Below are 12939 nucleotides of genomic sequence, written 5' to 3' on the forward strand. Positions count from 1 at the left end.
GTTCAGGGCTCCCTTAACCGTTGGTGCGTACGACCTGGCCGTCACGGCACATCAGGCACGCAGCGACGATGTCGTCTTCAAGATTGAGCTGGAACTTGGCTTCGCCATCGATCACCAGCTTGAGGAAGTCCAGCAGGTTGCGGGCGTATAGCGCCGAAGCGTCCGCCGGCACGAGGGTCGCCAGGTTGGTGTAGCCAACCAGGGTCACGCCGTGCTTGACCACCACCTGATCGGCTTCGGTCAATGGACAGTTACCGCCCTGGGAGGCGGCGAGGTCGATCACCACCGAACCGGGCTTCATCTGCTGCACGGTTTCTTCCTGCAACAGGGTCGGCGCCTTGCGGCCCGGAATCAGCGCAGTGGTGATGATGATGTCGGCCTGCTTGGCGCGCTCGTGCACGGCCTGTGCCTGGCGGGCCATCCAGCTGGCCGGCATCGGCCGGGCATAGCCGCCGACACCCTCGGCACATTCGCGCTCTTCATCGGTCTCGCAAGGCACGTCGACGAATTTGGCGCCGAGCGATTCGATCTGCTCCTTCACCGCCGGACGCACGTCCGAGGCTTCGATCACCGCGCCCAGACGCTTGGCCGTGGCGATGGCCTGCAGACCAGCAACGCCGGCGCCGAGGATCAGCACGCGTGCGGCTTTCACCGTACCGGCGGCGGTCATCAGCATCGGCATGAAGCGCGGGTACTGGTTGGCAGCGACCATCACGGCCTTGTAGCCGGCGATGTTGGCCTGGGAGGAGAGCACGTCGAGGCTCTGCGCGCGCGAGGTGCGCGGCGCCGCTTCCAGGGCGAAGGCAGTGATGCCGCGTTCGGCCATGCGTGCAATGTTTTCGTTGTCGAAGGGGTTGAGCATGCCGACCAAGACCGTACCTGGCTGCATCTGAGCCAGTTCGGTTTCGCTCGGTGCGTTCACCTTCAGCAGGATCTCTGCTGCGAACGCCGCAGCGGCATCGGCGATGGTTGCGCCTGCCGCTTCGAAGGCACTGTCCGGAACACTGGCCTGTACGCCAGCTCCGCTCTGCACCGTCACCCGATGCCCTTGCCCGATCAGCTTTTTGATGGTTTCCGGTGTCGCGGCAACGCGCGTTTCACCGGGCCTGGTTTCGAGAGGAACACCAATGTGCATTGTTCTTGTTCTCCTGCTTGATCGTAACCAGCGTGCTGCCCGGTAAACCGGTTATCGCACCGCTGGTGTTACTTTTCGCCCGGCCACTGCGGATGGTGACTGGGTGTGGATCGGCTAACGGGCCCTGCACTAGTTGGTTTGAGCCTGCTGCGGCGCGGCATTCTGCAAGGGCTGCGGAAATCAAACAACTGTTTTAATCGGAACGCAACAATGGCGATTCGTTCACGACGTGACCATTAGGTTGCTTTGTATCGCTGCAGGCTGCGTCGGTATTGGGTTCGACCTTCGTCTAAGGTTCCGTGCCCGGTTATGCGCGGCGCAATCATGAATGACGGACCATAGACGTTGTATTCGTCGGCGGGCTTGTCTGTATGCGACCTTGGTGCCGGTCGGGGCGGCGCATGTGCAAAAAAAACGGATCAGGGCCTGTAATGTCATGGATTCCCTGTAGTCCAATGCATTTGGTTGCGCTGGCTTCGGAATGCCGACGACGTTCGATCGCATTACTCATGAGAAATTCACATGGCCGATCTAGACGTGAATGAAATGATCCTGATGGAAGAAGCGCAGCCCAGGCGGCTGCCGTTCGCCTTCGCTCGCCGCCACGGCGTGCTTCTGTTGGAACGCCCGGAAGGCCTGCGTTTGTGTGCGCGCGAAGGTGCGCCGCTGACCGCCTTGCAGGAAGCACAGCGCGTCGCCGGCGGGCCGTTGGCGATGCAGTGGCTGGCGCAGGACGAGTTCGAGCAGGCCTTGAGCGCGGCCTACCAGCATGACTCTTCGGCTGCCATGCAGATGGTTGAAGGCCTCGGCGACGACATGGATCTGCATAGCCTGGCCGACCAGATCCAGGAAACCGAAGACCTGCTGGAGCAGGAAGACGACGCGCCGATCATCCGCCTGATCAACGCCATCCTCGGCGAGGCGATCAAGGAAAACGCCTCGGATATCCACGTCGAAACCTTCGAGAAGCGCCTGGTCATCCGTTTTCGCATCGATGGCATTCTGCGTGAAGTGGTGCAGCCCAAGCGCGAGCTCGCGGCATTGCTGGTATCGCGGATCAAGGTCATGGCTCGGCTGGACATCGCTGAGAAGCGCATCCCGCAGGACGGTCGGATTTCCCTGCGAGTCGGCGGGCGGGAGGTCGATATCCGTGTGTCGACGCTGCCTTCGGCCAACGGCGAACGCGTTGTGCTGCGTCTGTTGGACAAGCAGGCCGGTCGCCTGACCCTGCGCCATCTGGGCATGAGCGACCGGGATCGCAAGATTATGGAACAGGCGGTGCAGAAGCCGCACGGGATCATTCTCGTCACCGGCCCCACCGGCTCGGGTAAGACCACTACCCTTTACGCCAGCCTGGTTACGCTCAACGACCGCACGCGCAACATTCTCACTGTCGAGGACCCGATCGAATACAACCTCGAGGGCATCGGCCAGACCCAGGTCAACACCAAGGTTGACATGACCTTTGCCCGCGGCTTGCGCGCCATCCTGCGTCAGGACCCGGACGTGGTGATGGTTGGCGAGATCCGCGACCAGGAAACCGCCGACATGGCGGTGCAGGCGTCGCTGACCGGTCACCTGGTGCTCTCGACACTGCACACCAACAGCGCCATCGGCGCCGTGACCCGCCTGGTGGACATGGGCGTCGAGCCCTTCCTGATCTCCTCGTCGCTGCTCGGCGTGCTGGCCCAGCGCCTCGTCCGCGTGCTGTGTAATGACTGCAAACGCGCCTATGTGGCCGATGAAGCTGAGTGCGCGCTGTTCGGCCTCGACCTCAGCGAGGCCCCGACGCTGTACCACGCCGAAGGCTGTGAGGTGTGCCGGCAGCTAGGCTATCGCGGGCGGACCGGGATCTACGAACTGGTGATGTTCGATGACAGCCTGCGCAGCATGATCCACACCCGTGCGGCCGAGCAGGACATGGTTCGCCATGCCCGCCGCCTGGGCCCGAGCATTCGTGACGATGGCCTGCGCAAGGTGCGAGAAGGTGTGACCACCATCGAAGAAGTGTTGCGCGTGACACGCGAGGAATAAGCGCATGAGCAGTACTGGCAGAAGGATCGCTACCCGGCCATGACCAGCCCTGATGAATACATCCATACCGCCGTCGCCGACGTTGGGCAGGCGACTGCCCTCCAGCGGTTTCGTGTCCGCTGCCCCGCGCTAGGGCACCTGACCGCGATGGCTGAGCGCTGATGGCGGCGTTCGAATACATCGCCCTCGATCCGCGTGGTCGCGAGCAGAAGGGCCTGATCGAGGCGGACAGCGCGCGGCAGGCGCGGCAGCTGTTGCGTGAGAAGCAGTGGTCGCCGCTGGACGTCAAGCAGGCCAAGGCCAAGGAAGACACTGGCGGGGGCGGTTTCGCCTTTGGTCGTGGATTGTCGGCGCGCGACCTGGCGCTGGTGACCCGGCAGCTGGCAACCCTGGTGCAGGCCGCGTTGCCCATCGAGGAAGCGCTGCGTGCGGCGGCGGCACAGTCGTCATCTCAGAAGATCAAGTCGATGCTGCTGGCCGTTCGGGCACGGGTGATGGAAGGGCATAGCCTGGCGGGATCGCTACGTGAATATCCGTCGGCCTTTCCCGAGTTGTATCGCGCCACCGTTGCGGCGGGCGAGCATGCCGGACACCTCGGGTTGGTGCTCGACCAACTGGCCGATTACACCGATCAGCGCCAACAGTCGCGGCAGAAAATACAACTGGCGCTGCTGTATCCGGTCATCCTGCTGGTGGCCTCGCTGGCCATCGTCGTGTTGCTGCTGGGCTACGTGGTGCCGGACGTGGTCAAGGTGTTCGTCAATACCGGACAGCAGCTTCCGGCGTTGACGACCGGGCTGATCGCGGTAAGTGAGGTGGTGCAGCGCTGGGGTTGGCTGATGCTCATCGGCATCGTCGCGGCAGCCTTGGCGATGCGACAGGCGCTGCGCGACGAAAAGATCAAGCGTCGCTGGCATGCGCTAATCCTGCGTATCCCGCTGGTAGGGCGGCTGGCGCGGGCGACCAACACCGCGCGTTTCGCCTCGACCCTGGCGATTCTGACCCGTAGCGGTGTGCCGCTGGTGGATGCGCTGGGCATTGCGGCGGCGGTGATCGCCAACCTGCGTATCCGTGACAAGGTCATTGAGGCGGCCCAACGTGTGCGTGAAGGCGGCAGCCTGACCCGCGCGCTGGATGCCACCGGCGAATTTCCGCCGATGATGCTGCACATGATCGCCAGCGGTGAGAAATCCGGTGAGCTGGATCAGATGCTGGCGCGCACCGCACGTAACCAGGAAAACGACCTGGCTGCGCAAATCTCCCTGATGGTGGGACTTTTCGAACCCTTCATGCTGGTGTTCATGGGGGCTGTGGTATTGGTGATCGTGCTGGCGATCCTGCTGCCGATCCTTTCTCTCAATCAACTGGTGGGCTAGTGAGAATGATGTTGAACAGACGCAAACAGGGTGGCTTCACCCTTATCGAAATCATGGTGGTGGTGGTGATCCTGGGGATTCTCGCCGCGCTGGTGGTGCCGCAGGTGATGAACCGCCCGGACCAGGCCAAGGTGACCGTGGCCAAGGGCGACATCAAGGCGGTCAGCGCCGCCCTCGACATGTACAAGCTGGACAACTATGCCTACCCCAGTACTCAGCAGGGTCTCGATGCGCTGGTGGAAAAGCCCGGTGGCAATCCGCAGCCAAAGAACTGGAATCGCGACGGCTACCTCAAGCGCGTGCCGAAGGATCCCTGGGGCAACGAGTACCAGTACCTGTCGCCCGGCACCGAAGGCGCGTACGACCTGTACTCCTATGGTGCCGACGGTAAGCAGGGCGGCTCTGAGCTGAACGCGGACATCGGTAACTGGGACCTCTGATCCATGCCCCAGGCGCGCCGGGACGGTGGCTTCACGCTGATCGAGCTGCTGGTGGTGATCGTCATCCTTGGCAGCCTGGTGGGCCTGGCGGTGCTATCGACCGGTAACACCAGCTCGTCGCGTGAAATCCGTGATGAAGCGCAGCGCGTGGCTACCCTGATCAGCCTGATGGCCGACGAAGCCGTACTCGATAGCCGCGAATATGGCCTGCGGTTCGACCGGGACGGTTACCGGGTGATGCAGTACGACGAAGCCGATGCGCGCTGGCGCGATGTTGGTGATCGCGAGGCGCACCAGGCTCCCGAATGGATGCGCCTGGAGCTGGAACTCGACGGCACGCCGTTGCAATTGGTGGCGCCGGTCAAGCGCGAGGATGACCCGGCCGGGCTGTCCAACGACGAGGACCGAGAGCGTCGGCGAGCCCCTCGCGTGCAACCGCAGCTGCTGATCCTTTCCAGCGGTGAGCTGTCTCCGTTCACCCTGACCCTGTCCGATCAGCGACCTAGAGGGAGCCGCTGGACGGTATCCAGCGATGGCTTTCGCATGCCGCGTGCCGAACCCGTGGAGACCCGTCGATGAGTCATCGTCCGGCACGCTCGCGCGGCTTCACCCTGCTCGAAGTGCTGGTGGCACTGGCAATTTTCGCTATCGTCGCGGCTGTGGTGCTGACCGCAGCCGCGCGCAGCGTGAGCAATGCTGGGCGGCTGGAAGCGCTGACCCTGGCCGGCTGGATCGCCGACAACCGCCTCACCGAGCTGCAGCTGCAGCAACCGGCACCGAGCGTTGGCCGCGAAGATGCCCGCTTGGAGTTCGCTGGCCGTCAATGGCAGACCCTGAGCGAAGTGGAAACCAGCGGCACGCCCGGTTTGCTGCGTATTCGCGTCTGGGTCGCGGCTGCCGAGCAGCGGCGGGGTGCCGGGGCCGGCTCCATCGAAGAGCGCGCGGTGACCAGCCTCACCGGCTTCGTTGGCGTTGACCCATGAAGATCCGCACACCTCGTGCCACCGCAGGCTTCACGCTACTCGAATTGCTGATCGCCATCGCCCTGTTCGCGCTGTTGGGCTTGGCCACCTACCGCATGCTCGAAGCGGTAATGCGCAGTGATGAGGTGGTGCGGGCGCAGGAAGTGCAGCTGCGCGAACTCGGGCGCGCGATGTGGAGTTTGGAGCGCGACCTCATTCAGGCCATGCCACGACCGGTGCGCGACGGCTATGGCGACGAGCAGAACGCGTTCATCGGCCAGATGGCCGGCGCCGCAGACGGCGTGTCGCTGGAGCTGACCCGCAGCGGCTGGCGAAACCCCACCGGTATGCGTCGGGCCAACCTGCAGCGGGTACGCTGGCGGCTGGTTGGCGACACGCTGGAGCGGGTCTATTGGGTGGTGCTTGATCGCGACGTGGACAGCGAGCCACGGGTGCAGCCTGTGCTCGACAATGTGTTGGCACTGCGGCTGCGCTATCTGGATGCGGAGAACACCTGGCACGAGGAATGGCCGCCGTTCGAATTCGGTCGCGGTGACCCGGCTGAACAAGCGCGGCGGCTGCCGCTCGCCGTGGAGGTCTCCATTGACCATCAGCGTTACGGCACCATCACCCGCCTGCTGCGGTTGCCGGATGGCCCGACGCCGGCTCCGCAATTCATCCAGCCCGACTCCCAGGGCGTACCGGAGCCCGGCGGCGTGGGAGAGATGCAATGAAGGCCCAGCGCGGCGTCGCGCTCATCACCGTGCTGCTGGTGGTCGCCATCGTTACGGTGATTTGCGCCGGGATGATTGCGCGTCAGCAGCTGTCGATCCGAGGTACCGGCAACCAGCTGCAGGCGCGCCAGGCCTGGCACTACGCGCTGGGTGGGGAGGCGCTGGCGCAAACCATGCTGCGCCGTGATCTGCAACTGTCCGGTCAGGGCACAGGGCAACCGGCGGTGGATCATCTGCTGGAGCCCTGGGCGCTGCCGCAACCGGCGTACGATCTCGACGAGGGTCAGGGGCAGGTCCAGGTACGAATCGAGGACCTGGCCGGGCGTTTCAATCTCAACAGCCTGGTGCAGGAACAACAGCCCAACGCGGCAGCGCTCGCACAGTTTCGCCGGCTGCTGCTGCGCCTGCAGATCACCGAGCCTTATGCCGAGCGCCTGGTGGACTGGATCGACAGCGATCAGCAACCCAGCGGCGTAACGGGCGCGGAGGACAACGCCTACCTGCTGCTTGATCCGCCTTATCGCACGGCGGGCAGGCGGCTGGAGGACCTCTCCGAACTGCGCCTGCTGCTCGGCATGCGCGATGAAGACTTTCAGCGTCTGGCGCCCTATGTCAGTGTGCTGCCAGCGGATACACCGCTGAACGTCAACACGGCCAGTGCCATGGTGCTGTCGAGCCTTGCCGACAGCCTCAGCCCCAGCGCCGCCGAATCGCTGGTGAAGGCACGACAATCTGCCCCGTTCCGTGACACGGCCAGTTTCATGGCGCAACCAGCGCTCAGCGGTGTCCAACTTCAAAGCACCAACATCGCAGTGACCAGTCAATTCTTCCAGGCCATCAGCGAGGTGCGCCTGGCGGACCGCCGCCTGGCACTGGTGAGTCAGCTGCGGCGTGAGGACGATGGCGATGTTCGCGTGCTGCAGCGCAACCTGGGACAGCCGCCACGGCTGCCCCGACCAACCAATGACGGAGATCGATAGCCGATGGACTGCCTGTTTCTGCCCGCTGATTGCGGTTCCCGGATCGACAGCGATACGCGCGTCTACTGGCTGCCGGGTGAAGGGGATGATGGCTGGATGCCGTTGGCGAACGTCATCGAGCGGGCGTCGGCGGCTGTGACCCTGGTGCTGCCGGCCGAAGTCTGCAGCTCGTTCGCAGTCAACCTGCCGACCCGCAAGGCGCGCTGGGTCAATCAGGCACTGGCCTATGCCGTGGAAGAACTGCTCGCCGAAAACGTCGATGACCTGCACCTGACGCATGGCGATGCGCTGGAAGACGGGCGCCGTCGGGTCATCGCCATTCGCCGGCAGCTGCTGGCCGACTGGCTGGAGGATCTGCAGGGGCTCGGCCTGACCATCGTCGCGATTCATGTCGATGCCGACTTGCTGCCGCGCGACGGTACACAGCTACTGTTCATCGACGGTCGTGCGCTGCTCGGAGGCAAGCCGGAAGCGCGACTGGCCTTCGAGAGTGCCCAGTGGCCGCACCTGGCTGGGCAGTGTCCTGTGCCGCATCACGGACATGGCACGCTGGAAGCAGCACCCTCACCGCTGGACGACTACCAGCAGCTGGACGAGCCCTATCGTTTCCTGGCCTCGGGTCGCGCTGCTGCGCTCAATCTGGCGCAGGGCGATTTCGCCATTCACGCCGCGGGTAGCGGGCTGGGTCAATGGAAGCCGGTCATGATCGTGCTGGCGCTGGTGCTGGCTGTGCAGCTGGTGTTCAACCTGGTCCAGGCCTGGACGCTGCAAAGCCAGGCCGAGCAGTATGCAGAGGCAAGTCGGGCGCTCTACACCGAGCTGTTTCCCGAGGACCGACGCATCGTCAATCTGCGTGCTCAGTTCGACGACCATATCAGCCAGAACGCCGGTGCTTCGGCAGAGTTCATGCGCTTGTTGAATGAAGTGGCGCTGGCATTGGCGGAGGGTATTCCGGTGTCGATCGGGCAGCTTGATTTCAACCAGGCCCGAGGTGATCTTGCCCTGCAGGTGCGTGCCAGCGATTTCGCTGTACTCGAGCAGCTGCGACAACGCCTCGGGCAAACCGGGGAGAGCGTCCAGTTAGGGTCGGCCAGTCGTGACGGTGATGCCGTCAGCGCGCGTGTGGTGATCGGAGGCCGAGGATGAATTTGAGACAACAGATGCGCGTGCGCCTGGCCGAGTCGCCCCTGTGGCTGCGCTGGCAACGACTGCAACCCCGCGAGCGCCTGTCGCTTACCTTGCTTGGCGCCTTTTTGCTGGTGGTGTTGTTCTACGTTCTGCTCTGGGCGCCTGCCCAGCAGCGCGTGCGGGACGCGCAAGCGTACTTCCAGCAGGAGCGTCAGCTGCATGCCTATCTCGAGCAAAACACCGAGTTGGCGCGACAGATGTCACGCAGCAACCCGGTTTCGCTGGCACCGGATCAGTTGCAGGGACTGGTAACGCAAAGTGCGCAGCAGAGTGGCTTGACCATCGAGAGCTTCGATTTCGGCAATGACGGTAGCCTGCAGGTAACGCTCCCCAGTGCATCCTATGGGACGCTGTTGCGCTGGTTCGACGAGCTTCAAGCTGCGGGTGCGAGCCTCGCCGAGGTCAGCATCAGTCAGGTTGGAGATGGGCTGGTCGATGCACGCGTAAGTTTCCGTGCAGAGGGCTAGACCGTTGCACAACGGAAGCGGGCAGGGCTCGGTGGCCAGCAGCGCCGCGCAGGCGCTGCTGGCCAAGGTTCACGGCGCCGGATGAATCTGCATCGCCAGGGCGCGTAGCGCGGCTTCGGCATCAAGCACCTTGTTCAACACCTCGTTGGCCTTCTCACGGCTCAGCCCCAGGCGATCGAAGAGATCCTGCGGGATCTCGCTGTAGGGGCCGGAGCCGATGCCACGGTTACGCAGCAGGCGGACCGCCAGGCAGACTAGGTTGGCATGCCCGGCATGCTCGCCCTGGTAGTGCGGGTCATGCTGGAAGCGCAGTGCCGTCGACAGCTCGTCAGGCATCCCCCAGTAGCGCATCAGCCAGGCCCCGATCTGCTCACGGGTAATGCCCAGCAGGTGCTGTTCGATCACGCTGTGACTCAGATGCGGATTGACCTCCAGGTGTCGACATATCAACGAAAAATGCGGCGGAAAGACATGCGCGAGCACCAGATAGCCGAAGTTGTGCAATAACCCGGCAAGATAGCTGATGCCTGCCTCGGGCCGCTGGGTGCGCGGAATGGCGCGGTTCAGCCCCTCGATCACCGCCGCGGTATAGATCGACTGCTGCCAGTAAGGTGTGGCCTGCTGCGGCTGATCCTTGGGCAGGCTTAGGCTCTTGCCCAGCGCCAGGCCGAGCGCCAGGTTGATCACCAGGTCGAAACCGAGCACCCGCACGATGGCATCTTCCACCGAGCGGATCTTGCCGGGCGCGGCGTAGTAGGGCGAAGCGGCCCAGCTGACCACTTGGGCGGCCAGCGCCGGGTCGGTTTCGACCACGCCGGTGATATCGTCCACGGTGGCGTCAGGGTCGACACGTAGCTTGATGATTTTCTGCGCCGTCTGTGCCAGCGGAGGAATCTCGATGGTTTCCTCCAGCCGCTTCTGAATGCGCCGGGCGGTAAAGCTTTGCACCGCCTTGGTGATTTCGGCGCGGTCCTCTTCGGGACGGTCGAGGTTCGGCTGGATGGTACTCAACGGAACGGCGAACTGACCGGCGCTGGCTTTGCTGAGCAGTTGCTTGAAATCCTGGCTCGCCAGCGCCAGCAGCAAGCCGGGCTGACCTGATTCGATCAACAACTCCGGCTGTTGCAACAGCCGGTCCTCGTACAGGCAGGGCGAGCTGGTCAGCGGCGGCAGCCCGGGCAGAACCTTCAGGTCATGCTTGGACAGCATTCGAGTGAGCCGCTCGGGCTTAACCGCCACCAACTGGCGCCCGGTCAGTTCAACCAGACGTGGCAGATCGAGCAAATGGTCGCTGGGATAGAGCACCAGCAGCGCGCCGATGGCATCGTCGACCAGAATGGCCTGCACGCGCCGGGCCGGATCAAGATCCGGTCGGTCCTCGCAGGCGCGGTAAGGCAGCGCCAGCTTGTCCAGCAGCTGAACGATCATGGGTGGGAGCGTTATGTTGTTTTTGGTTTCAGCAGCCGAATTCATGGAAAGTCCGTCTTTATTCCCGATCGGCGCAGTATAGCCTTAGCGTTAGTGCGGTTTGGGTTTGCCGACGAGCGTCAAACCTGCCCGTATTGCTGGCCGTGGCGCAGCCAGCGCTCTAGCAAGGGGCTTACGTGCTGTGGCCAGCGTTCCAACAATGCGTGGGCTGCGTCGCGCACGGCAGGCAGCAAATCGGCATCGCGCATCAGATCGGCGACCTTGAACTGCAGCAGGCCGGTCTGCCGGGTGCCGAGCATTTCGCCCGGGCCGCGCAGTTCCAGATCCTTTTCGGCAATGATGAAGCCATCGCAGGTCTCGCGCATGATCGCCAAACGTTCACGGCCGATCTGAGACAGCGGCGGGTGGTAGAGCAGCACGCAATGGCTGGCGGCACTGCCGCGACCGACCCGCCCACGTAGCTGGTGCAGCTGGGCAAGGCCAAGGCGTTCGGGGTTTTCGATGATCATCAGACTTGAGTTGGGCACGTCGACCCCCACCTCGATCACCGTAGTCGCAACCAACAGTTGCAGGCGGCCTTTCTTGAACTCGGCCATCACCGCGGCTTTTTCGGCGGGCTTCATGCGGCCATGGATCAGCCCGACATTGAGCCCGCCGAGCGCGGCGGAGAGGTCTTCGAAGGTGGTTTCCGCCGCCTGGCAGGTCAGCTCTTCGGACTCCTCGATCAGGGTGCAGACCCAGTAGGCCTGGCGGCCTTCGTTACAGGCCGAGCGCACCCGCTCGATAACCTCCAGGCGGCGGCTGTCGGCCACCAGTACGGTGTTGACCGGCGTACGACCGGGGGGCAGCTCGTCGAGGATCGAGGTGTCCAGATCGGCGTAGGCACTCATCGCCAGGGTTCGCGGGATCGGCGTGGCGGTCATGATCAGCTGGTGCGGGCAGAGTCGTCCCTCGACGCCCTTGCGGCGCAGCGCCAGGCGCTGCTGCACGCCGAACCGGTGCTGCTCGTCGATGATCACCAGCGCGAGCCTGCTGAACCGCACTTCATCCTGAAACAGCGCGTGAGTGCCGACCACCATTGGGCAGCCGGCGGCGATGCGCTCCAGCGATGCGGTTCGTGCCTTGCCCTTGAGCTTGCCGGCCAGCCAAGCGACTTCTATGCCCAGCGGTTCGAGCCATTTGCAGAAGGTGATGAAGTGCTGTTCGGCGAGGATCTCGGTCGGCGCCATCAAGGCCACCTGATAGCCCGCCTCCAAGGCTTGCAAGGCGGCGAGGGCGGCGACCACCGTCTTGCCGGCACCGACGTCTCCCTGCACCAGGCGCAGCATCGGCTCGTTCTGGGCGAGGTCATAGGCGATCTCCGCGCCGACTCGCTGCTGGGCGCCGGTGGGCTGGAAACCGAGGTTCTGCAGGTAACGCTGCGGCAGGTCGCGGGCAGCCGGTAAGGGCGGTGCGTGCTGGGCGCGGCTGCTCTCGCGCAGGCGTTGCATCGAAAGCTGGTGAGTCAGCAGCTCCTCGAAGGCCAGGCGGTGCTGGGCCCAATGGCGGCCCTCGGCGAGTTCTTCCAGATCGGCATCGGGCGGCGGCCGGTGCAGGTAGCGAATCGCTTCGTCCAACTTGGCCAATCGGTAGTCGCGGGTCAGCTCGTCGGGCAACCAGTCGGGCAGGCTGTGCGGGCCGAGTCGTGCCAGGGCTTGCGCGGTCAGTTGGCGCAGACGCTGCTGGGTCAAGCCTTCGGTAGAGGGATAAATAGGTGTCAGCGTCTGCTCGACGGCCACCGGCTCGCTGTCGGTGAGCGTGCGGTATTCGGGATGGTAGATCTCCAGCCCCGAGGCGCCTGGTCGCGCTTCCCCGTAACAGCGTACCTGGGTGCCACGCTTGAGGGCTTCCTTCTGCGCCTGGCTGAAATGGTAGAAGCGCAGGCTGAGACTGCCGCTGCCGTCATGTAGGCGCACCAGCAGGCTGCGGCGCCGCCCCATCACCACATCCGCGCCGGTGACGGTGCCTTCGACGACCGCATCCTGACCGGGGCGCAGGGCACCGATCGGCACGATGCGGGTGCGGTCCTGATAGCGTAGCGGCAGGTGAAACAGCAGGTCCTGTAGGGTTTTCAGGCCAACCTTGGCGAGCTTTTCGGCCAGCGCCGCGCCGACGCCCTTCAATGCGGTCACCGGGACCGCTGCCAGCTCGCTCAT

12 protein-coding genes are annotated in these 12939 nt (G+C 64.1%); 9 read left to right on the plus strand and 3 right to left on the minus strand.

What is annotated here, in order from left to right; translation table 11 throughout:
• Window positions 1–13 precede the first annotated feature (13 nt).
• Window positions 14–1135: an NAD(P)(+) transhydrogenase (Re/Si-specific) subunit alpha gene (locus C1896_00795; protein AZZ43588.1), complete on the minus strand. Its 1122-nt coding sequence runs from the start codon at window positions 1133–1135 to the stop codon at window positions 14–16.
• A gap of 522 nt (window positions 1136–1657) precedes the next feature.
• On the opposite strand from C1896_00795, the gene gspE reads away from it, so the two are divergent.
• From gspE to C1896_00840, 9 genes are all read left to right on the plus strand, one after another.
• Window positions 1658–3169, plus strand: coding sequence for a type II secretion system protein GspE (gene gspE, locus C1896_00800; GenBank protein ID AZZ43589.1), 1512 nt, complete (start codon window positions 1658–1660; stop codon window positions 3167–3169).
• A gap of 161 nt (window positions 3170–3330) precedes the next feature.
• Window positions 3331–4545 carry a type II secretion system protein GspF gene (gspF, locus tag C1896_00805; GenBank protein ID AZZ43590.1) on the plus strand — a complete coding sequence of 405 codons (1215 nt, stop codon included), beginning with the start codon at window positions 3331–3333 and terminating at the stop codon, window positions 4543–4545.
• A 5-nt stretch (window positions 4546–4550) separates the two neighbouring features.
• Window positions 4551–4985 (plus strand): type II secretion system protein GspG, encoded by a 435-nt coding sequence (gene gspG, locus C1896_00810; GenBank protein AZZ43591.1) that lies wholly within the window; start codon window positions 4551–4553, stop codon window positions 4983–4985.
• A gap of 3 nt (window positions 4986–4988) precedes the next feature.
• Window positions 4989–5564, plus strand: coding sequence for a type II secretion system protein GspH (gene gspH / locus C1896_00815; GenBank protein AZZ43592.1), 576 nt, complete (start codon window positions 4989–4991; stop codon window positions 5562–5564).
• Window positions 5561–5968 (plus strand): type II secretion system protein GspI, encoded by a 408-nt coding sequence (gene gspI, locus C1896_00820; GenBank protein ID AZZ43593.1) that lies wholly within the window; start codon window positions 5561–5563, stop codon window positions 5966–5968. Before gspH ends, gspI begins: the two co-directional genes overlap by 4 nt.
• Window positions 5965–6681 (plus strand): type II secretion system protein GspJ, encoded by a 717-nt coding sequence (gene gspJ, locus C1896_00825; protein AZZ43594.1) that lies wholly within the window; start codon window positions 5965–5967, stop codon window positions 6679–6681. Before gspI ends, gspJ begins: the two co-directional genes overlap by 4 nt.
• On the plus strand, window positions 6678–7661 hold the full coding sequence (locus tag C1896_00830; protein ID AZZ43595.1) for a general secretion pathway protein GspK: 984 nt from the start codon (window positions 6678–6680) through the stop codon (window positions 7659–7661). The genes gspJ and C1896_00830 overlap by 4 nt, the downstream gene beginning before the upstream one ends.
• A 3-nt stretch (window positions 7662–7664) precedes the next feature.
• A complete protein-coding gene (gene gspL, locus C1896_00835) occupies window positions 7665–8807 on the plus strand; it encodes a type II secretion system protein GspL (protein AZZ43596.1) in 1143 nt (380 codons plus the stop codon).
• Window positions 8804–9316, plus strand: coding sequence for a type II secretion system protein M (locus C1896_00840; protein ID AZZ43597.1), 513 nt, complete (start codon window positions 8804–8806; stop codon window positions 9314–9316). Before gspL ends, C1896_00840 begins: the two co-directional genes overlap by 4 nt.
• A gap of 69 nt (window positions 9317–9385) precedes the next feature.
• Here C1896_00840 and C1896_00845 read toward each other — a convergent pair whose 3' ends face one another.
• Complete coding sequence (locus tag C1896_00845) at window positions 9386–10789, minus strand: histidine kinase (GenBank protein AZZ43598.1); 1404 nt, start codon at window positions 10787–10789, stop codon at window positions 9386–9388.
• A gap of 74 nt (window positions 10790–10863) precedes the next feature.
• Window positions 10864–12939, minus strand: a complete 2076-nt coding sequence (locus C1896_00850) for an ATP-dependent DNA helicase RecG (GenBank protein ID AZZ43599.1) — start codon at window positions 12937–12939, stop codon at window positions 10864–10866.

The organism is Pseudomonadaceae bacterium SI-3 (assembly GCA_004010935.1).
Classification (GTDB): domain Bacteria; phylum Pseudomonadota; class Gammaproteobacteria; order Pseudomonadales; family Pseudomonadaceae; genus Stutzerimonas.